Genomic DNA, 19,675 nt, shown 5'->3' with positions numbered 1-19,675 from the left:
GCCGCGCTTCCCGCGGCCCAAGGGTCCTTTCCTTTCGTTCGTTGTGCGCGCCCTTCTGGCGCCGGAGTCATCCCATGTCCGTCAATTACCCGCTGCGTGAGCAGTGGTTCGGCAATGTCCGTGCCGACATCCTGTCCGGCATCCTCGTTGCGCTGGCCCTCATCCCAGAGGCCATCGCGTTCTCCCTGATCGCCGGCGTCGATCCCAAGGTCGGCCTGTACGCGTCGTTCTGCATCGCCGTGGTCACGGCCATCGCCGGTGGCCGCCCCGGCATGATTTCCGCCGCCACCGGTGCCATGGCGCTGGTGATGGTGGACCTGGTGAAGGACCACGGCCTGCAGTACCTGTTCGCCGCCACCATCCTGGCCGGCCTGCTGCAGTTGCTGGCCGCCGCGCTGCGCCTGAACACGCTGATGCGCTTCGTGTCGCGCTCGGTGGTGGTGGGCTTCGTCAACGCGCTCGCCATCCTGATCTTTATGGCGCAGCTGCCGGAACTGATCGGCATGCCATGGACCGTCTACGCGGTGTGCGCAGCGGGCCTGGCGATCATCTACCTGCTGCCGCGGGTGACGAACGTCGTGCCGTCGCCGCTGGTGGCCATCGTGGTGCTGACCATCGCCTGCCTCTGGCTGGGCCTGGACATCCGCACGGTCGGCGACATGGGCGCGTTGCCCGACAGCCTGCCGGCGTTCCTGTTCCCGGATATCCCGTGGACGCTGGACACGCTGAAGATCCTGCTGCCGGTCTCGGCCACGCTGGCCGTGGTGGGCCTGCTGGAGTCGCTGATGACGGCCCAGATCGTCGAGGACATGACCGACACGCCCACGAACCGTCGCCGCGAATGCGCCGGCCAAGGCGCGGCCAATATCGTCACCGGCTTCTTCGGCGGCATGGCGGGGTGCGCCATGATCGGGCAGTCGGTCATCAACGTCTCTTCCGGTGGCCGCGGTCGCCTGTCGTGCCTGGTGGCGGGCGTGCTGCTGCTGTTGCTGGTGGTCTACGCGTCCGGCTGGGTCTCGCAGATCCCGATGGCCGCGCTGGTGGCGGTGATGATCATGGTCAGCATCGGCACCTTCCACTGGAAGAGCTTCGCCGAGCTGAAGACCCATCCTCGCACCGCCAACCTGATCATGATCGGCACGGTCGTCGTGACCGTGGCCACGCATGATCTGGCCAAGGGCGTGCTGACCGGCGTGCTGCTGACGGCGCTGTCGTTCACGCGGCGGGTCAGCGCCATGCTGCAGGTGGAAGACCAGGACCACCCCGACGGCACGCGCGTGTACACGGTGCGCGGGCAGGTGTTCTTCGCCTCTGCGGTGCAGTTCGCCAACAGCTTCGACTACCTGCATGCGGCGCGGAAGGTGGTGATCGACCTGGACCAGGCGCATTTCTGGGATACCAGCGCCGTGGCCGCACTGGACCGGGTGGTGCTGAAGCTGCGTCGCCACGGCGCGGAGGTGGAGGTGAAAGGCCTGAACCACGCCAGCGAGTCGCTGGTGGACCGGCTGGGTACGCATCGCGACGAGGCAGCGGGCTTCAATGCAGGGCATTGAGCCGGCCGGCCGCCCCCGGCATCAGGGCGGTCTGGCGTAGCGCAACAGGGTTGGCCGAGCCGGCGAAGCCCGGCAGGGATACGAGGCGAGGGCGGCTGCCTGCCCCTATCATCGTGCGACGGCGTCGTCGGGGAGCAACATCGTGCAGGGGGAAGACCAGGCAGGAGCGACGGACAGGATCGTGGCCTTTCTGCGCGGGATCGGCCTTCCGGTGACGGAAGGCAGCCTGCCGGACGATTGTTTCCTGCCGGGCGTCCGCATCCACCACGGCACGCTGGTGTTCGACCGCCAGCGTCTGCAATGGCCGGGCGACCTGCTGCACGAGGCGGGCCACATCGCGGTGACGCCCGCCGCCTCGCGTGCCGCGCTGTCCGACGCGCTGGCCACGCAGGACGAGCCCGCCCACGGTGGCGAAGCCGAAGCGACCGCCTGGGCGTACGCCGCCTGCGTGAAGATCGGCCTGGATGCGGCGGTGCTGTTCCACCCGGGCGGGTACCACGGCCATGCGGAGGCGCTGATCGCCACGTTCTCGATGGGCGTGTATCCGGGCAGCGCGGGACTGGCGCGCTGTGGCATGACGGTGGTCGGGCCGCTGTCCGACGGAGATACCGGCGGCCGCTATCCGGACATGCTGCACTGGCTCAGGCCCTAGCGTCGGCTGCGCAACGGCGGGGCTGGTTGCACGGCGGCCCTGCGCCATGGGCCGTCTGCGCGGCGTTGCATGGCGATCAGGTGACGTGCCGCGCCTGCATCATCCCGGCGGCGTGATGGCCGGTGCGTGCCCGGCCAGCAGTTCCACGATCCAGTCGATGAACACCCGCAGCTTGCGGCTGACATGCCGGCTGGGCGGGAAGGCCACGTACAGCGGCATCGGCGCGAGCTGCCAGTCCTCGAACAGCGGCACCAGCTCGCCACGCGCGACCGGCGTGCGCGCCATGTATTGCGGCAGCCACAGCACGCCCAGGCCGGCGAGGCCGGCGGCGAGATAGGCGTTGCCGTCGTCCACCGACAGCACATGCCGGCCGTGGACACGCACCTGCTCGCTGCCGCGCTGCATCGCGTACGCCGGCGGCGCGCCCGTGCGCGCGCCGCGATAGCCGACGATGCGATGGGGGTCGCTTTCCAGCGCCTGCGGATGCGCGGGCGTCCCCACGCGCGCCAGATAGGCGGGTGCGGCATACACCCCCAGCGCCAGGTCGGCCACGTGGCGCGCGCGCAGCGACGGTTCGGTCAGCTCGCCGCCGCGCACCACGCAGTCCACGTTCTCGTCGATCAGGTCCACCTTGCGGTCGCTGGCGCCCAGGTCCAGCTGGATGTCCGGATAGCGCGCGTGGAAGGCGGGCAGGGCCGGCACCACGATCAGGCTGGCCAGTGGCGCCGGTACGTCCACGCGCAGGCGTCCGCGCGGTGCGTCCGAGGCGGCCGACAGGCTGGTCTCGGCGTCGTCCAGGTCGGCCAGCAGGCGCACGACCCGTTCGTAGTACGCCGCGCCATCGGCCGTCGCACTGACCCGGCGCGTGGGGCGGTGGAGCAGCTTCACGCGCAGGTGCGTCTCCAGCTGCTGCACCAGCTGGGTCACCCGCGTGCGGCTGGTCTGCAGCGTGTCGGCGGCCCGGGTGAAGCTGCCGGTTTCCACCACGCGGACGAAGGCCTGCATCGCATCGATGCGGTCCATGCGGGCTCCTGGAAGCGGGAATTGTTTGGATTCTACAAACGGTGATCCCCGGATCGCGCCGTATATCCCGGTCGCCGTCCTGCCGAGAGTGGTCCGCATAGATCGGGGCCGCCGGCCCCGCCCAGGAGATTCCCCATGCCTCCCCGTGACGTCGTGTTTCCCGCCGGCCGCCAGGCCCTATACGAACATCACCGCTATTCGCCCGCGGTGCGCGCCGATGGCTTCCTGTTCGTGTCGGGGCAGGTGGGCAGCCTCGCGGACGGCTCGCCCGAGCCGGATTTCGAAGCGCAGGTGCGCCTGGCGTTCGCCAACCTGCAGGCGACCCTGCGTGCCGCGGGCTGCAGCCCGGACGACATCGTGGACGTGACCACCTTCCACACCGATCCCGAGCGCCAGTTCGACACCGTGCTGGCGGTCAAGAACGACATGTTCCCTCAGCCGCCGTACCCGAGCTGGACCGCGCTCGGCGTGACCTGGCTGGCCGGCTTCGATTTCGAGATCAAGGTCGTCGCCCGGCTCCCGCGCGCCGGCTGAGGGCTCAGTCCGCCAGCGCGGCCTCGACCGCGGCGCTGGCATGCAGGGCCGTGGTGTCGAACAGCGGCACGCGTGCGTCCTGCGGCCCCACCAGCAGGCCTATCTCGGTGCAGCCCAGGATGATGGCCTCGGCGCCGCGGGCGACCAGTGCGTCCATGACGTGGCGATAGGCCTCGCGCGAGGCGTCGCGGACCACGCCACGGCACAGTTCGTCGTAGATCACGTCGTGCACGCGGGTGCGGTCGTCGGCGTCCGGCACGAGGACCTGCAGGCCGTGCCGGTCCTGCAGGCGCTGGCGGTAGAAGTCCTGTTCCATCGTGAAGCGCGTGCCCAGCAGGCCGACGGTGCGATGGCCGGCCGCCGTGATGGCCGCGGCGGTGGCGTCGGCGATGTGCAGCAGCGGGATGGACACCGCCGCCTCCATCTGCGGCGCCACCTTGTGCATGGTGTTGGTGCACAGCACCAGCAGGTCGGCCCCGGCCGCCTGCACGCGCCGCGCCGCATCGGCCAGCAGCGCGCCCGCGGTGTTCCAGTCGCCCGCGCGCTGCAGCTGTTCGATTGTGTGGAAGTCCACGCTGTACAGCGCGATCCGCGCCGAGTGCAGACCGCCCAGCCGCGCCTGGATGCCTTCGTTGACTAGGCGGTAATAGGGCAGCGTCGATTCCCAGCTCATCCCGCCGATCAGTCCGATCGTCTTCATGCGTGTTCCGCCACGTGTGTGCATCAGGTGGAGGGATTATGCGGGGCAGCGCGATGCGTAGGGTTGAGCGGTTTGAAGGGTGAGGGGAGGTTGCATTGCACGCGCGTGGGGCGGCACCACCGTCCCGCGTGATTCCGTTGCCCCGCCAGCAGAGGACGCCGAATGAAATACCTGATCTCCTTCCCCAGCGCCGCGATGGTCGCCACCGGGGATGAACTGGACGCGGCGGGCCGCGATTCGCATGCGGTGATCGAGCAGGCGAAGGCTGCGGGCGTGTACGTCTTCGGTGGCGGCATCGACGAACGCGAACCGCCGGGGCGCGGGTCGGCGGACGGTGCGGTGGCGGGAGGCGGCTATCCGTGGGCGCCGCCGCTTACCGGCGGCTTCACCGTGCTGGAACTGCCCTCGCGCGAGGAGGCGATCGCCTGGGCGGCACGGCTTGCCAAGGCCTGCCGCTGCGATCAGGAACTGCGCGTGTTCGGATTCGATCCGGCCTCGTAGGCTGGCGAACACGAGACGGATCACGCACGAAGCCGGGGCCGGTGAAGCCCGACATCGGATGCCGGTGTCGGCGCCGATGTCGGGCTTCATTCCGTTCGGCAGAGGCGATGTACGCAGGCGGCCGCACCTCAGTCTTCGATGGCTTCCACGCCCTGCCGGTACAGTTCCGCCAGGCGCTCGCGCATGGTGCTGAGCTGTTCGGGTGTGTGGCCTATCCAGCCCTTCACTTCGGCGACCACGCGCAGGGGGTCGCGCGTGCGGTACGAGCGGGTGGGATTGCCGGGGAAGCGCTGGTTGGTGAGGTTGGGGTCGTCCTCGAATGGGCCGGTCGGTTCGACGATGTAGATGTGTCCACGGCCTTCGCCGACGGCCAGTTCCGCGCCCCAGGCGGCGGCTTCCAGCATGGCGGTGAGGTAGACGTATCGGGCGGTGCGGCGCTTGCCGAAGTTGGAGGTGTAGCCCGCGGCGATCAGGTCGCCGGGCGCCAGCGTGGCCTTGGTGCCGTGGTAGTAGATCTCGGTATCGCGCATGGGGGTGGTGTTCCGGTGGCCTGCCTTATCGACAGGCCGGCGATACTGCAGCCCGCAACGGGCCTTGCCGCAAGCCCCGGGGCGTTATATAAATTTGTGGTGGGAGGCGCGGCGCGCCTCCCTTTTTTGTGCGCGGATTGCGATCTTGCGTGCGAGGTCCGGCCTGCGGCTCACCCCATCCTGCGGCACGGCCCGGCGATGCGTGAGCCGTGTGCGCCTTCCTCGGAAGCGTTGATGCAAAAAAAACGGCGGGGATTTTTCCCCGCCGCCGGCCTTCCGTTGCAACCACCCCTCCGTGAGGGTTTGCTTCCGGGATGTTCACCTTGTCGATGCCGTGGATCACGCCATTGCGGGCCATGATGTCCGGGCGGGTGACGTGGGCGCCGTCTACGCTCAGTGTTCCTTCGGCGACCTTGATGGGTGCGGCCTGTCCCTGCACCGTGCGCGCCGACTGCCATTTGCCGACATCGGCCGTCGTCTTGCGACCGCTGACCAGGTGGTAGTTGACCAGTGACGCCAGCTCGTCCTTGTTGGCGGGTTGCAGCAGGCGATCCAGCGTGCCGGCAGGCAGCGCGGAGAACGCTTCATCGGTGGGCGCGAACAGGGTGTACTGCTCGGTGCCGTCCAGTGACGCGGTCAGTCCCGCCTTGTCGATGGCGTTGATGAAGGTGGAAAACGAGGTGTTGCTCTTCAGCGTGCCCACCAGATTCTGTTGGGCGAGGCCTTCTTTCTGTTGCATTTGCATGGGAATTCCTGCGGAGTGGACCCATTGCGGGTCGAGCGGACGGCCAAGGCCGTGGCCTGGCGAGATGCCAGGCGCAAGCTCAATGCGGAGAGTAGGAGGAGGTGTTGCGCGGCTGAGCAGCCGATACGGTATTGCACCGTAACGCCGCTACCGTGCGCTTTCCGTTGTTACTGCCGTGTGAGCTCCGTTCGTCCGAATGTCTCCGGGGCTGCCAGCGCACGTGCTAGCGTGCGGTAACGCGGAACTCCGATGCCGGTTACCTGCCGCGCCCGCAATGTGCCGGGTCGCACAAGGGTTGGAGCCGTCTCATGAACATCAAGCGACATCGCGTCGTCTCGAGCCAGTCCCCGTTTCCGGGAATCACCCAGGACCTTCAGAACCAGGCGGTGCAATGCGCCGAGAACGAGGGTTGGCCCATTCCTGCCGATCTGCCTGAGCCGCTGCGGACGGTCGCGCAGGCCTCCTTTGCGCATCGCATGGTCACGCACGTGAACGAGCACGTCAGGGATGAGTATCACTTCTGGTCCGGGCGCCCGGGATCACGCAGGCAGTTGGCACCGTCGCCGCGGTGTGTCGTGGCCCTGCAGTGGAAGGAGGGACTGCAGGCTGTGCGGCTATGAGCAGCATTTCGCTGGTGATCTCGCCGCAGAGCGTGGAGTACGTCGGCGGCCGGCTGGACCCCGACACGGATTCGCGCCTCAATGCCTATCGTCTTGTGCACGAGCAGCAGGGCCGCGCCGGGGATGTGCGCTGGTTCTTCTTCGCCAAGGCCGATCTGAGCAAGCCCGAGGCACTATCCAGAGCGCAGCAGTGGTATGCCTCCACCCATCATCCGGATTGGCCGGACATGTCGCGCGTATGAAGCCTCCAGGCCGGTAGCACTTGGGATGGGTGGAGCGAAGCGGTTGTCAAAGGCGGAGCCGGTCTACCCTTCGTCGAGATTTCGGTGCGCCGCGATGTCAAAGCGGGCATCTTAGGCAACCGTGGCCCAGACGAAATCACAACGATGTTTCTAGGATGGCGCAGCCGGCCTCGTCACGAATTCGGTAAGAATGTCACTTCTGAGTTGTTGAGGTCAGATGATTACCAGGACTGCAAGCGTATATTTTTCAGGTGGACGATACGTGTTCGCCGCTTCGACCAAGATGCCGGAGGGATTCTGGCAGGTCTGCCATGTTTCCGACGCCATCGAAACGGTGGAGACCAGAGAGATTGGGAAACTGACGCTGGACGCTCTATCGCGTTCGGGAGGAGCAGTGAAAGGGGTTTTCGCAAACTCCAGGGCGAGTGTCGCGGGGAAGATGCTTGGCTTCAAGAGCGAGAAGAGTTTCGTTGGTGCAACGCGGTCCGTCATGGTCGAGCTTGATGATGGCCGCGTCCGCGTCACCCGAATGGATTCGGACCTGAAGTACAAAGCGTTCATGTACACCGAGGATGTCGTCGTTGTTGATCCGGATCCCGACGCGATCGGCGGCGCAGTCGAATCCTTCACTCGTGGTGCTGGATGAAGTAGACGACTAAGGCGTCGAAGCGCGCGATGTCGGGGCTTCACTTCGTTCAGCCCTGCCTATGGAACTGCAGGCTGTGCGGATATGAGCAGCATTTCGCTGGTGATCTCGCCGAAGAGCGTGGAGTAAGTCGCCGGCCGGCTTACCGGCGGGCGCGAGGTATCGGGCAACCGGGCAGCGTGGTCGGTGCCGAAAGGCGCGCTGGTGTCGAAACTGCAAGCCCTGCTGCACTCAGGCGACCTCCGCATTGCCGCGAGCCTGCCCGATGCGGCCTTGCTGGCCCGGGAGCTGCAGGACTTTCGAGTCCGCTTTCCCGACGCCGGGAACGCCACGTTCAACGCCCGCGAAGGGGCGCACGACGACCTTGTTCTGGCCTTGGCGCTCGCCGTATTCGGCCTGTCACGGCCCGACCCCGTGGACGCCGTGCGGGTGGAGTGGGCGCGTTAATTCGTCAGGGATTGTGTCGATTATTCCGACGCTCTCTCGCAATCTCAATTTTTCGTGGGTCAGTGAATAGCCGCTCGAGAAGAGCAAAGGTGAAGTCTGAAAGATCCTCTGCATCTTCCTTCGTTACGGTGCCCTCATGTGCGCCGTCATTCCCATTGTCTTTAATGATATTGGAGAGGTCTTGAAGAGCCAAAGGCAATATTCCGGCACTGAATAACCACTCAATACGCAAGCCTAGCGACCGCCTGACTTTCGCATTTAGGCCTGCAACCTCTCCTTCGGGCAGAAGGTTCTCCGTAGCCATGTCCAAGCAGAGTCGGAACATTGCGGCCGCTGCGTTGTAGCATTTCACGCTTAGGCACGTCGCTCCTTCGCGAAAAGCTATGTCAATGCGCGGGGGCAAGTGCTCCGGAGGTTCGATGCTCGATTCATCTTTGGCGCTAATGTGCCCGGCAACTTCCAAAAATCCGTTTACATTTCCTTTCTGGCTATGCAAGCCAGCCTTCCATGCGGCTTCAATATAGTCCTCCAATTCCCGCTGCGAAACCACCAGAATTGAGCCCTTCCGGCAGGCACGACACACGACGTGCATTTCCCCGCTTCGTTTCCAGCCGTATTCGATATAAAGCGTGTGGTGGTTAAATACGTCTAGAGTAGTTTTAATGGACTTGCAGCGAGGGCAGTTGTATACGATCTCAGCCATCGTTCTTTCCTTAGTGTTGAGAGACTTTCTCAGCGAGGATATCCGCGGCTTGATCTATTCCGATGTCGTTTAAGTCGAGATGCCCGATGGTTGATTTAATGCCAACAACGTTAACGTCATCCAGTCGAAGTGGTAGCAGGTACTCGTCAGTACGCTTCGCCGCCGCTGCTTTGCCTACCTGTAGTTCTAGGTCTGTCCAGTCACGCGTTGGGTAACTATCGGACAAGAATACGACCATGTAGAGAGCTTCTTCGGCGTAGACTTCAGATAGCTTTACTCGTAGATCTGTTCCCCATAGTTGGGCCTGCTGATCGAAATCGTAAAAAACGTTGAGCCCTCTTGCTTTTAGAGCTGAGACAAATTGCTCGACGGTAGCTCGAACGTCGCCGGCAAATGAAACTGCAACGTCATAAGGGTACTCACTATTTCGAACGTGGATACGTGCTTTTATTTCGTCCGTGTCAAGCAGGGATAAATAGAATCTGAAGGATGGATCTTCGATGGAGACTGATTTGCTGCCCTTGTTGTAGAGCATTGTGTCTGACAGTCCCTGCTGTTCGATGACCTCGCTGAGGTTGTTCATGCAGTTATAGAAAGAAGTAGCCTTTCGCGCTCTTTCTTTGGCGTCACCGATGTTTCCGACAATCGCGTGATAGAGATTTTCTTGAGGGATTTCCGAAAGTTCAGACTTAATTATGTAATAGACGATATCGAAGTAGGTGTTATGGACTGCGCGAGCTTGCCTTTTACCCTTCGCAAGGGCAACGACCTTGTCACGATACTTGCCATGGAAAATGCGAAGCACCTCAGTTCGAAGGTCGCGAAGGTTTAGCTCTAAAACAGTGAGGTCGTCTTGCGTCTCTTCGATATCCGTGCTTACGCAGCATATGCGTGCAATGACGTGCGCGATGGAAGGTACCCCATTGCAAGCCTGTACAATCTCAGCAGTTAACGCGCCAGAGAAGCTTATGTTCAGCGCGTTGGCGCCCAAGGTTAGAAGTTCTTCAATGAACTTTGGTGATTGCTGTTTGAAGCTATAGGGGTCGTTTCGAATCCCCAACTCTGGGTCCACCTGTAGAAGCTCATCGGCTGACGAAGCAATTCCAACTATGACGAAGCGAACATTCTTCTCGTGCCACAACTTCAGATTAGCCGCAATTTCTTTCCTGGCGGCCGAATGCAGAAAGTGGAAATCGTCGATGATCACGTGCTTCACGGTATTAAGCAGCTCCGTGATCTCTTCGAAATCTACAGCGCACCCCAGCGATTGAGCCAATACGGCTAAGCCGGATTCAATTCCCGCGTATTGCCTGCCATTCATCCAGTGGAAATCTGTCTCCCCAATGTCGAGGTCTCGCAAGAGGCGACGAATAAGGGTGGTCTTTCCTGTGCCCGATGGCCCGGCAATTGTTACGTGCTTGCCGGGCGTCTTCAGGGAAGCGCGAACGAACTTGAATTCGGCGGGAGGCACGAAGACGACTTCCGGGAACGCGGCCTCATTGAATACCTGTGGGAGCGTGTACTTTTGCGTCATGCCGTTCCTCCGTGAATGGGGAACTTAGAATAGTCGACGCGCTGGGTCGATCGTCGTATTTGTCGTGCTACACCCTGTAGGGCTACCCAGGGGCTACAGGTAGCGCAGCCAAAACAAAGGGGCTAGGCCGCGAAGCCTAACCCTTTGTTTTATCTGGTGCCGGAGGTGGGACTCGAACCCACACGCTTTTAAGGGCGGCGGATTTTGAGTCCGCTGCGTCTACCATTCCGCCACTCCGGCGCGGAGGCGAAGTATAGCCGAGCCGGCACCCCCGCCGACAGGCCGGGCCCCCACAGCCCCTCAGTTGACCTGATCGGTGCCCAACAGCCGCTCGCCGCGCCGCTGCCAGCCCCCGCCACCGGCCTCGTCCTCCGGCGTGAAGATCCCGCAGCGGACCATCGTGCGCTGGTACACGTGCAGGCTCACCGCGATGGCCTTGTCGCTGGGATTGCGGATGGTGTGGTACTCGTGCGGCGGGATCAGACTGCCCGCCGACCCCGTGCCCGCCTCGATGGTGCCGGCCGGCACGAACCGATACCGCACGTCATCCCGCTCGGCCAGCTCGTACTGCGTGATCTCCAGCCGCCCCCGCCACACCCCCTCCACGCACCACATGCCCGAATGATCGTGGATCTTGGTGCCCTGGCCCGGCCCCCACGTCATCGCGATCACGCTGTAGCCATGCTCCGGACTGGTGTACAGCTCACGGCGCGCGTAATGGTCCGAGATCGGCTCCAGCACACACGCCGGCAGGCTGACCTCCTCATCGCAGATCAGTTCGCACAGCGACTTGCGCAGCGCATCGGTGACGGCACGGTCGTCGCCCAGGGCGACGGCGGCATCCAGCGAGGCGACCAGCTTGTCGGCGCCCGGAAAATCGAGGGTCATGGGACGGCCCCGGTAAGAATGTGTCCCCAGTTTAGCCGGGTGGGCGCGAACGGGGTTTTGCGGTGCGGGAGGGTTGGCCGTTCCTTCTCCCCGCCTCGCGGGGAGAAGGGAACAGCTTCGAGGTTCCCCCAGTCTCATCTGCCTTCGGCGCCTTCTCTCCGCAGCGGGGAGAAGCGAACAGCCTTATGGCTCGCACACCCTCATCCGGCGCTGCGCGCCACCCCGTGTCGAGTACGGAGCAGGCGCTTCTCCCGGAGGGAGAAGGGAACCGCGAGGGCTCAGATCCCCGCCAGGAACCCCGCCACCGCCGGGCCGAAGCGGTCGTAGTCCACCAGGAACGCATCGTGGCCCTGCGGCGATTCCAGCGGCAGGAACTCCGCCTGCGCACCGCCCGCGGCCAGGCCCTCGGCGATCTGCTGCTGCTGCTGCAGCGGGAACAGGATGTCGGTGGCCGCCCCGATGGCCAGCGCCCGCTGCACGCGGATCTTCGCCAGCCCCTGCATGACATCCCCGTCCGCGTACTCGGCCAGGTCGAACCAGTCCATCGACCGGCTGAGATAGAGATAGCAGTTGGGGTCGAAGCGGCGCACGAAGCGGCGCGCATGGCCTTCCAGATAACTCTCCACCTGGAACTCCAGGCCGAACGGATCCTCGTCCGGGCGGTCGGATTCCAGCCGCACCCGGCCGAAGCGGCCATCCCATTCCAGCGCCGAGCGGTAGGTGATCACGCCCAGCTTGCGCGCCATGCGCATGCCCGATTCCGGATACGTCTCGTCGTCGTACTGGCCCCCGTTCCATTGGGGGTCCAGCCGGATCGCTTCGCGTTGCAGCGAACGGATGGCGATGGAGAACGGCAGCGCCTGCGCACTGCCGGAGATGTTGATGTGCGTGCGCGCCGCGCCCGGATGCAGCAGCAGGTAAGCCAGCGCGGTCATCCCGCCCATCGAATTGCCGATGATGCAGGCCAGCTGTTCGATGCCAAGCCCGCGCACCACGTCGAAGGCCGCGTTGGCGCCGTCTTCCACCGACAACTCGGGGAAGTCCAGGCGATACAGCGCGCCGGTATCGGGATTCACCGAGGCCGGGCCGGTGGAACCCTTGCAGCTGCCCAGCGAGTTCACGCACACCACGAACCAGCGGTCGGTGTCGATCGGCTTGCCCGGGCCCAGCATCGGCTCCCACCAGCCATCGGCCGGATTGCCGGGCGTGCGCGCGGCATGCGCATCCGGCGACAGCCCGGTGACGATCAGCACCGCATTGTCGCGGCGTTCGTTCAACGTGCCCCAGGTTTCGTACGCCACCCGCGCCCCATGCAGCGCGCCACCGCGCTTCATGCGGAACGGCGAGGGCAGGGGATGGAAGCGGGTGCCGGGGGGAATGAATTCGGTCATCGCGGCAGTGTAGGCAATGCGGCGGGGCGATGCCATTTCAGCAACGCCCGCGTACAAGAATGCCCAACGGATGCGGAGGCGTACGACAGATGCGGATGCGTAACGTCCGCCGCGTCCGGCCCTACGGCACCACGCGATCGATCGTCAGCGTGTAGGTGTTGCCTGCCTTCACGTCGGCGGTGACCGCGGCGGCTTCCAGATCGCCGGACTGCGCGGCGGGTCCGTTGCCCTTGGCGATGCGCGCGACCAGTTGCACCTGTGGCAGCTGCGAGAGCTTCAGCGTGGGCATGGGGCTGTCGCCGTCGCCGAGCGGCACGGTGACGGGGAACGCTGACACCGGCAGGCGCTTGGCGGCGACCGGCATCGGCGGACCCCCCACCTGGCGGGCGAACACGAACAGCGTGTCATCCGGCGTCAGCTTGTCCTTCAGCGCGGGAGCGAGGTCGACGGTGACCGTCAGCAGCGCGGGCGATGCGTCCGCGACGGGCGCGGCATCGGCCAGCGGCGGCAGGCCGGCTTCGGCGCGGGCTTCGTTGATCTGCGTGCGCAGGGTGGCGGCGGTGTTGGGATCGACCTTGGCCAGCAGGGGCTCCCAGGTCTTCGCGGCCTCGGCGTGCCTGCCTTCCTGACGTTGCGCCAGGCCCACGAACCAGCGCGCGCGCTGGTGGTCGGGGTTGATCGCGATGGCCTTGTCCAGCATCTCCCGGGCCCGCGCATCGAGCTTGCGCTCGGCGTTGTTGAACAGGCGCGCCTGCGCGGCTTCCACCAGCAGGTCGGCGTCGTCGGGCATCAGCTGCACGGCGCGCTCGAAGGCCTTCTGCGCGTCGGCGTAGCGCTGCAGCGCGGCGTAGGACTTGCCCAGCAGGCGCCAGCCTTCGGGTTCGTTAGGCTTCTTCTTCAGCTCGGCTTCGAGCTGGCCGATGGCCTCTTCCAGCGTGGTCGGCATGGCGGCGGCGGCCTGCGGTTCCAGCGCGGCGGGCGTGCCCACCACGCGGTACAGCGCGAAGGTGGCCACGCCCAGCGTCGCCACGCCGGCCAGCACCAGTCCGCGCGCATCGCGCCACAGCGGCCACAGCACCGCCAGCAGCACGGCCACGGACAGCACGATGGCGAGGATCACGAAGGGGGTCATCACCACTCCTGGTCGTTGTCGTCGGTGGCGGGGCCCGGCTGTTTCGCGCGGCGCGCCACGATGCGCCCGACCCACACGCCGCCGGCCAGCCGCAGCAACAGCGGGCCGAACCAGAGGATGTAGGTCCCGGGCGCCACGTCGGGCTTGTACAGCACGAACTCGCCGTAACGGTCCACCAGGAACTGCTTCACCTGCGCGTCGTCCTTGCCCTGGCGCATCAGGTCCAGCACTTCGCGGCGCAGGTCGTTGGCGATCTGCGCGTTGGAATCGGCCAGCGACTGGTTCTGGCACATCACGCAGCGCAGTTCGGCGGTGAGCTTGTGGAAGCGCGCCTCTTCGGCCGCGTCGTTGAACTGCAGCGGGGGGGGGTCGCTGGCCTGGGCGAAGACGGGCGCGGCGACGGCAACCAGCAGGGCCAGCAGCAAGGCGCGCAGCAGTAGGACGGGAGAAGTACTCATCGGCCGGCTTCGATCTTCTCGAGCGCGGGAATCAACTGGTGGTCGATTATGGCCTGGTCGATGGCGCCGACGTGCTTCCAGCGGATCACGCCGTTGCCGTCCACCAGGAAGGTTTCCGGCGCGCCGTAGATGCCCCAGTCGATGGCGGTGCGGCCTTCCACGTCGGCGAGCACCATCATGTACGGGTTGCCGAACTGCTCCAGCCAGCGCAGGGCGTCCGGGCGTTCGTCCTTCAGGTTGTAGCCGATGAAGCGCACGCGCTTGGTCAGCGCGAACTGGGTGAGGACCGGATGTTCGACCCGGCATTCCGGGCACCAGCTGCCCCAGACGTTCATCACGTAGGGCTGGCCGGCCAGGTCGGTGTTGGTCACGCGTTTGTTCGGCTCGTGCAGCAGCGGCAGGTCGAAGGCCGGTGCCGGCTTGCCGATTAGCGGCGAGGGCAGCGCGTCGCGGCCGGCGCGGTCGGACTGCTTCACGCCGTAGTACAGCAGGCCCATCAGGCCGACGAAGAACAGCCCGATGATGATCAGCGCGAAGGTCAGCGCGCCACGCGAACGCGGGGGCGACGGCGGGAGTTCGGACGCGTTGTTCATGCGGGGGTCGCCTCGGACTTGCGGTGATTGCGGAACCGGCGATCGGCGGCGGTGACGAAGCCGCCCAGCGCCATCAGCGCGGCGCCCAGCCAGATCCAGCGGACGAAGGGTTTGATGTGCACGCGCAGCGCCCAGGCGCCATCGCCCAGGGGTTCGCCGATGGCGACATAGACATCGCCGAGCACGCCGGGCCGGATGCCGGCTTCGGTCATCACCTGGCCGCCGCTGGCGTAGGCGCGCTTCTCCGGATGCAGCAGCGTCACCGGCCGGCCGTCGCGCAGCACCTGCACGTGGCCGCGGTCGGACAGGTAGTTCGGGCCCTGCGTTTCATCCACGCCCTGGAAGTGGAAGCCCCAGCGGCCGACCTCGACGGTCTGGCCCGGTTTCACTGCCAGTTCGCGCTGCACGTTCAGCGCTTCCACCAGCAGCGCGCCGACCAGGAACACCGCGATGCCGGTATGCGCCAGCGTCATGCCCAGCATCTCGGGGGTGAAACGCCCATTGGCGCGCAGGCGCGACCAGACAAAGCGCACGGTGCCCAGGCCGACCCACGCCGCGCCGAGGATGCCGGCGGCGGCCTTCAGCTTGCCCTGCGGCGCCAGGAAGTAGGCGACGACGGCCAGTACGATCGACAGCAGCAGCCAGGGCAGCAGCATCGCGCCCAGCCGCGACGCATTGTCGCGCTGCCACCTGGTGAGCGGGCCGAACGGCACCAGCGCCACCAGCGGCGCCATCAGCACGATGAACAGCAGGCTGAAGTAGGGCGGGCCGACCGAGATCTTGCCCAGGTCCAGCGCATCCGCGATCAACGGATACAGCGTGCCCAGCAGCACCATCGCGCAGGCCGCGGCCAGCAGCAGGTTGTTGGCCAGCAGCAGGGTCTCGCGCGAACTGGCGGCGAAGTACGACTTCTCCGAGGCGTCGTCCGCCAGCTGCGGCGCGCGCCAGGCATAAAGCAGCAGCGAGCTGCCGATCACGATGCCCAGGAAGACCAGGATGAAGACGCCGCGGCTGGGGTCGGCGGCGAAGGCGTGCACGCTGGTGATCACCCCCGAGCGCACCAGGAACGTGCCCAGCAGCGACAGCGAGAACGCGGCGATGGCGAGCAGCAGCGTCCAGCCGCGGAACGCGCCGCGCTTCTCGGTGACGGCCTGCGAGTGGATCAGCGCCGCGCCCACCAGCCAGGGCATGAAGCTGGCGTTCTCCACCGGGTCCCAGAACCACCAGCCGCCCCAGCCCAGTTCGTAGTAGGCCCACCAGCTGCCCAGCGCAATGCCCAGGGTCAGGAAGCCCCAGGCGATGTTGGTCCACGGCCGCGTCCAGCGCAGCCAGCGCGCGTCCACGCGGCCGTCGAGCAGGGCGGCGATGGCGAACGCGAACGGCACCACGAAGCCCACGTAGCCCACGTACAGCAGCGGCGGATGGATGATCATCCCCGGGTCCTGCAGCAGCGGGTTGAGATCGCGGCCTTCGCCCGGCGAGGGCAGCAGGCGGATGAAGGGATTGGAGGTGAAGATCAGGAAGGCGAGGAAGCCCACCGCCACCACGCCCATCACGCCCAGTACGCGCGCCATCACCACGTCCGGCAGCCCGCGCGAGAACAGCGCCACCGCCCCGGTCCAGATCGCCAGCACCAGCGCCCACAGCAGCAGCGAGCCCTCGTGCGAACCCCACACCGCGGTGTAGCGGTAGACCATCGGCAGCAGCGAGTTGGAGTTGTCGGCGACGTACTTCACCGAGAAGTCCTGCTGCACGAACGCGACCGTCAGGGCGATGAAGGCCAGCATCACCAGCCACAGCTGCGCGTAGGCGGCCGGACGCGCGACCTCCATCCACGCGGCCTTGTTGCGATGCGCCCCGGCCAGCGGCAGCAGCGCCTGCAGGGCGGCGACGAGCAGCGCGAGGATCAGCGCGATTTGTCCGAGTTCAGGGAGCATAGGGCCGATTGCCGTGTGTGAGAGAGGCCGTCATCCCGGCGAAAGCCGGGACCCAGCGACTTTGCGCGCAGAAGCATGCACGCCCATGGCGGGCCGCAGGCATCTCCCCGCTCAATTCGCCGTCCCCGTCGGCGCGGCCTGCACGTCGTGCTTCTGGTGCGCCTTGCCCATCTTGTCGGCGACTTCCTTGGGCATGTAAGTCTCGTCGTGCTTGGCCAGCACGTCTTCGGCCACGAACACGCCGTCCTGCATGGCGCCGGTGGCGACCACGGCCTGGCCCTCGCGGAACAGGTCCGGCAGGATCTTGTCGTAGCGCACGGTCAGCTGCGCATCGCCATCGGTGACGCGGAAGTGCGAGACCAGCGAGCCGTTCTCGCGCTTGAACGATCCTTTTTCGACCATGCCGCCCAGGCGGAAGCGGGCACGCTCGCTGGCATCGCCGCGCAGCACTTCGGCCGGGGTGTACAGATAGGCCACGTTGCGCTGCAGGGCCATCGCGATCAGCGCGGTGGCGGCACCGGCGACCAGCAGGGCCAGCAGCACGAACAGCAGGCGGCGGCGGCGGACGGGATTCATGCGGTCAGCGTTCCAGGTCGGCGGGGGCGGCGTGGCGGCGGGTCTCGCGCGCGGCGCGCAGGCGGGCGGCGCGCAGTTCGCGCCGCACCTGCAGGCGCGGCGCGAGGAAATCCCATGCCAGCACCAGGGCGAACACGGCGTAGGCGCCGATGACGTATTCCAGGTAGGTCACGGCGCAGCTCCCTTGGTGGCGGCGAGCTTCGCCACCCAGTCCTTGCCGGCCTCGCGGCGCAGGTTGTCGGCGCGTGCGCGCGCCAGCAGCGAGCCGGCGAACCAGAACTTCGTCGCGATCACCATCAGGACCAGCGGAAGCGTCATGCTGCTGTCCATGCTGGACTCGCCGAACACGCGGATGGTCTGGCCCTGGTGCAGCGAGTTCCACCACACCACCGAGTAACGGATCACCGGCAGCAGCGCCACGCCGACGATGGCCAGCAGGCCGGCCGCGCGCGCGGCGTTGCGGCGGTCGTCGATGGCGCCGTACAGGCCCATCACGCCCAGGTACAGGAACAGCAGGAGCAGCTCGGTGGTCAGGCGCGGGTCCCAGTCCCACCACGTGCCCCACATGGGTTTGCCCCAGATGCTGCCGGTGGCCAGGGTGATGACGGTGAACGCCGCGCCGGTCGGCGCGCAGGCCATCGCCAGGATCTCGCACAGCTTGATCCGCCAGACCAGCGCGATGGCCGCGTAGAACGCCATCAGGCCGAACACGAACATGCTCATCCACGCGCTGGGCACGTGGATGTAGAGGATGCGGAAGCTGTCGCCCTGCTGGTAGTCGGCCGGGGCCACGAACAGCGCCTGCCACAGGCCCACGCCCAGCAGCACGATCGCGGCCAGATAGCACCACGGCGTCCAGCGCGCCGCGAAGCGGTCGAAGTAGGGGGGCGAACCGAGTTGGTGGAACCAGCGGAGCAGTGGGTTCATACGGCCTGGGGATTCATGCGCAGCGTCGGTCTTCAGGTCAGGGCGATGCGGATCGCCGCGGCGGCGGCCAGCGGGGCGAGCAGCAGCGACAGCAGCAGGCCGGCGGCCAGCCAGAGGAGGGCGCCGGAGGCATCCAGCCCTTGCGCGCTGGCGGCCACGGCGCCGGCGCCGAACACCAGCACGGGCACGTAAAGCGGCAGCGCCAGCAGGGCCACAAGGATACCAGAGCGCCTCATGCCGACCGTCAGGGCCGCGACCACCGCGCCCAGCAGGCTCAGCAGCGGCGTGCCCAGCGCCAGCGTGGCCAGCAGCATCGGCAGTTCGCTGCGCGGCAGGTGCAGCATCTCGCCCAGCAGCGGCGCCGCCAGCACCAGCGGCAGGGCGGTGGTGGCCCAGTGGATCAGCACGCGCACCAGCACCAGCCAGGCCAGCGGCACCGGGGCCAGGATCCACTGCTCCAGCGAGCCGTCCTCGGCATCGCCGCGGAACAGCGTGTCCAGCGACAGCAGGCCGGCCAGCAGCACGGCGACCCACAGCACGGCGGGCGCGACCTTCGACAAGGCCTGCGGCGAGGTGCCGAGGCCGAGGGCGAACAGCACGACGACCAGCAGCGCGAACAGCGCCGGTTGCAGCGCATCGCCACGGCGGCGCCACAGCAACTGCACGTCGCGCACGATCAGCGCACGGGCGGTCTGGAAGAGCGAAGGCGCTGGGTTCATGCGGGGCGCTCCAGCAGCAGCATGCGGGTCTGCACCGGCGGGGCGGCATACGCGCCATGGGTGGTGACCAGCGCGGCACCGCCCTCGCGCAGATGCGCGGAAATCATCCGGTTCACCAGGGTGATGCCGTCCAGGTCCAGGTTGGCGTAGGGCTCGTCCAGCAGCCACAGCGGCGAAGGCGACAGCCACAGGCGGGCCAGCGAGAGGCGCTTCTTCTGCCCGGCGGAGAGCTGCCGTGCCAGGGCGTCCTCGTAGCCGGCCAGGCCGACCATGGCCAGCGCGTGGCCGGGCATCTGGCGGGCGCGGCGGCCATGCAGGCCGCACAGGAAATGGAGGTTCTCCAGCGCGCTCAGGTCGGCCTTCAGCGCGGGCAGGTGGCCCAGATAGGCCATCGCATGCGCCCGCCGGGACGGGCCGGCGGGTTGTCCGTCGATATCGATCTGGCCGGCATCGGCGCGCAGCAGCCCGGCCAGCACCCGCAGCAGCGTGGTCTTGCCCACGCCGTTGCCGCCCTGCACCAGCAGCGCCTCGCCCGCGTCCACGGCGAAATCCAGCGGCCCGAACACCGGCTCGTCGTTGCGCGAGAACGTCAGTCCACGGGCGGCCAGCAACGGCGGGTGGGGG

General features: G+C 66.5%; 25 protein-coding genes and 1 tRNA gene. 8 read left to right on the top strand and 18 right to left on the bottom strand.

From position 1 onward, the window contains the following. Positions 1-74 precede the first annotated feature (74 nt). Positions 75-1,553, top strand: a complete 1,479-nt coding sequence (locus CSC76_RS02505; RefSeq protein ID WP_162108490.1) for a SulP family inorganic anion transporter — start codon at positions 75-77, stop codon at positions 1,551-1,553. A 181-nt stretch (positions 1,554-1,734) separates the two neighbouring features. After that, positions 1,735-2,205 (top strand): hypothetical protein, encoded by a 471-nt coding sequence (locus CSC76_RS02500; RefSeq protein ID WP_202923470.1) that lies wholly within the window; start codon positions 1,735-1,737, stop codon positions 2,203-2,205. 99 nt (positions 2,206-2,304) lie between these two features. On the opposite strand, the gene CSC76_RS02495 is transcribed toward CSC76_RS02500, so the two are convergent. Continuing rightward, positions 2,305-3,228, bottom strand: coding sequence for a LysR family transcriptional regulator (locus tag CSC76_RS02495; protein WP_162108488.1), 924 nt, complete (start codon positions 3,226-3,228; stop codon positions 2,305-2,307). Positions 3,229-3,363: 135 nt separating this feature from the next. Here CSC76_RS02495 and CSC76_RS02490 point away from each other — a divergent pair, with 135 nt between their 5' ends. Further along, on the top strand, positions 3,364-3,762 hold the full coding sequence (locus tag CSC76_RS02490; protein ID WP_162108487.1) for a RidA family protein: 399 nt from the start codon (positions 3,364-3,366) through the stop codon (positions 3,760-3,762). Positions 3,763-3,766: 4 nt separating this feature from the next. On the opposite strand, the gene CSC76_RS02485 is transcribed toward CSC76_RS02490, so the two are convergent. After that, complete coding sequence (locus CSC76_RS02485) at positions 3,767-4,462, bottom strand: aspartate/glutamate racemase family protein (protein WP_162108486.1); 696 nt, start codon at positions 4,460-4,462, stop codon at positions 3,767-3,769. Between the two features lie 162 nt (positions 4,463-4,624). On the opposite strand from CSC76_RS02485, the gene CSC76_RS02480 reads away from it, so the two are divergent. Next, positions 4,625-4,963, top strand: coding sequence for a YciI family protein (locus CSC76_RS02480; protein WP_162108485.1), 339 nt, complete (start codon positions 4,625-4,627; stop codon positions 4,961-4,963). A gap of 128 nt (positions 4,964-5,091) precedes the next feature. On the opposite strand, the gene arr is transcribed toward CSC76_RS02480, so the two are convergent. After that, positions 5,092-5,493: an NAD(+)--rifampin ADP-ribosyltransferase gene (gene arr / locus CSC76_RS02475; protein WP_162108484.1), complete on the bottom strand. Its 402-nt coding sequence runs from the start codon at positions 5,491-5,493 to the stop codon at positions 5,092-5,094. A 25-nt stretch (positions 5,494-5,518) separates the two neighbouring features. Further along, positions 5,519-6,238 (bottom strand): fasciclin domain-containing protein, encoded by a 720-nt coding sequence (locus tag CSC76_RS02470; protein WP_238394848.1) that lies wholly within the window; start codon positions 6,236-6,238, stop codon positions 5,519-5,521. 308 nt (positions 6,239-6,546) lie between these two features. On the opposite strand from CSC76_RS02470, the gene CSC76_RS02465 reads away from it, so the two are divergent. The 4 genes from CSC76_RS02465 (at position 6,547) to CSC76_RS02450 (ending at position 8,193) form a co-directional block, all read left to right on the top strand. Next, entirely contained in the window at positions 6,547-6,858 is a 312-nt protein-coding gene (locus CSC76_RS02465; RefSeq protein ID WP_162108483.1) for a hypothetical protein, read from the top strand. Further along, a complete protein-coding gene (locus CSC76_RS02460; RefSeq protein WP_162108482.1) occupies positions 6,855-7,100 on the top strand; it encodes a hypothetical protein in 246 nt (81 codons plus the stop codon). Before CSC76_RS02465 ends, CSC76_RS02460 begins: the two co-directional genes overlap by 4 nt. A 262-nt stretch (positions 7,101-7,362) precedes the next feature. Then, the gene (locus tag CSC76_RS02455) at positions 7,363-7,746 is read left to right on the top strand and encodes a hypothetical protein (RefSeq protein ID WP_162108481.1); all 384 of its coding nucleotides are present in this window, start codon (positions 7,363-7,365) and stop codon (positions 7,744-7,746) included. 204 nt (positions 7,747-7,950) lie between these two features. After that, positions 7,951-8,193 (top strand): hypothetical protein, encoded by a 243-nt coding sequence (locus CSC76_RS02450; protein ID WP_162108480.1) that lies wholly within the window; start codon positions 7,951-7,953, stop codon positions 8,191-8,193. 4 nt (positions 8,194-8,197) lie between these two features. Here the strand turns inward: CSC76_RS02450 and CSC76_RS02445 are convergent, their stop codons facing one another. The 14 genes from CSC76_RS02445 to ccmA all read right to left on the bottom strand — a co-directional run bounded on the left by CSC76_RS02445 (position 8,198) and on the right by ccmA (position 19,662). Then, positions 8,198-8,896 (bottom strand): DUF4145 domain-containing protein, encoded by a 699-nt coding sequence (locus CSC76_RS02445; RefSeq protein WP_162108479.1) that lies wholly within the window; start codon positions 8,894-8,896, stop codon positions 8,198-8,200. Between the two features lie 10 nt (positions 8,897-8,906). Next, complete coding sequence (locus tag CSC76_RS02440; RefSeq protein WP_162108478.1) at positions 8,907-10,430, bottom strand: TIR domain-containing protein; 1,524 nt, start codon at positions 10,428-10,430, stop codon at positions 8,907-8,909. Positions 10,431-10,584: 154 nt separating this feature from the next. Then, positions 10,585-10,670 (bottom strand) — tRNA-Leu (locus CSC76_RS02435). A gap of 60 nt (positions 10,671-10,730) precedes the next feature. After that, a complete protein-coding gene (locus CSC76_RS02430; protein ID WP_162108477.1) occupies positions 10,731-11,318 on the bottom strand; it encodes a cysteine dioxygenase family protein in 588 nt (195 codons plus the stop codon). Between the two features lie 278 nt (positions 11,319-11,596). After that, entirely contained in the window at positions 11,597-12,709 is a 1,113-nt protein-coding gene (gene metX, locus CSC76_RS02425; protein ID WP_162108476.1) for a homoserine O-acetyltransferase MetX, read from the bottom strand. A gap of 121 nt (positions 12,710-12,830) precedes the next feature. Beyond that, on the bottom strand, positions 12,831-13,841 hold the full coding sequence (locus CSC76_RS02420; RefSeq protein ID WP_162108475.1) for a tetratricopeptide repeat protein: 1,011 nt from the start codon (positions 13,839-13,841) through the stop codon (positions 12,831-12,833). Next, positions 13,841-14,299, bottom strand: a complete 459-nt coding sequence (locus tag CSC76_RS02415; protein WP_162108474.1) for a cytochrome c-type biogenesis protein — start codon at positions 14,297-14,299, stop codon at positions 13,841-13,843. Before CSC76_RS02415 ends, CSC76_RS02420 begins: the two co-directional genes overlap by 1 nt. Next, entirely contained in the window at positions 14,296-14,892 is a 597-nt protein-coding gene (locus tag CSC76_RS02410; protein WP_162108473.1) for a DsbE family thiol:disulfide interchange protein, read from the bottom strand. The genes CSC76_RS02415 and CSC76_RS02410 overlap by 4 nt, the downstream gene beginning before the upstream one ends. Further along, positions 14,889-16,829: a heme lyase CcmF/NrfE family subunit gene (locus CSC76_RS02405; RefSeq protein WP_162108472.1), complete on the bottom strand. Its 1,941-nt coding sequence runs from the start codon at positions 16,827-16,829 to the stop codon at positions 14,889-14,891. The genes CSC76_RS02410 and CSC76_RS02405 overlap by 4 nt, the downstream gene beginning before the upstream one ends. A 111-nt stretch (positions 16,830-16,940) precedes the next feature. Then, on the bottom strand, positions 16,941-17,405 hold the full coding sequence (ccmE, locus tag CSC76_RS02400; RefSeq protein WP_162108471.1) for a cytochrome c maturation protein CcmE: 465 nt from the start codon (positions 17,403-17,405) through the stop codon (positions 16,941-16,943). A 4-nt stretch (positions 17,406-17,409) separates the two neighbouring features. Then, positions 17,410-17,577, bottom strand: a complete 168-nt coding sequence (gene ccmD / locus CSC76_RS02395; protein ID WP_162108470.1) for a heme exporter protein CcmD — start codon at positions 17,575-17,577, stop codon at positions 17,410-17,412. Continuing rightward, positions 17,574-18,332: a heme ABC transporter permease CcmC gene (gene ccmC / locus CSC76_RS02390; RefSeq protein ID WP_162108469.1), complete on the bottom strand. Its 759-nt coding sequence runs from the start codon at positions 18,330-18,332 to the stop codon at positions 17,574-17,576. Before ccmC ends, ccmD begins: the two co-directional genes overlap by 4 nt. Positions 18,333-18,364: 32 nt before the next feature. Continuing rightward, a complete protein-coding gene (ccmB, locus tag CSC76_RS02385) occupies positions 18,365-19,051 on the bottom strand; it encodes a heme exporter protein CcmB (protein WP_162108468.1) in 687 nt (228 codons plus the stop codon). Then, positions 19,048-19,662, bottom strand: coding sequence for a heme ABC exporter ATP-binding protein CcmA (ccmA, locus tag CSC76_RS02380; RefSeq protein ID WP_162108582.1), 615 nt, complete (start codon positions 19,660-19,662; stop codon positions 19,048-19,050). The genes ccmB and ccmA overlap by 4 nt, the downstream gene beginning before the upstream one ends. Positions 19,663-19,675: the final 13 nt, after the last annotated feature.

This window comes from Pseudoxanthomonas mexicana, assembly GCF_010093385.1.
Classification (GTDB): domain Bacteria; phylum Pseudomonadota; class Gammaproteobacteria; order Xanthomonadales; family Xanthomonadaceae; genus Pseudoxanthomonas_A; species Pseudoxanthomonas_A mexicana.
Note: the sequence above shows the minus strand (reverse complement) of the source record. Positions and strands in the feature narration are given on the sequence as shown.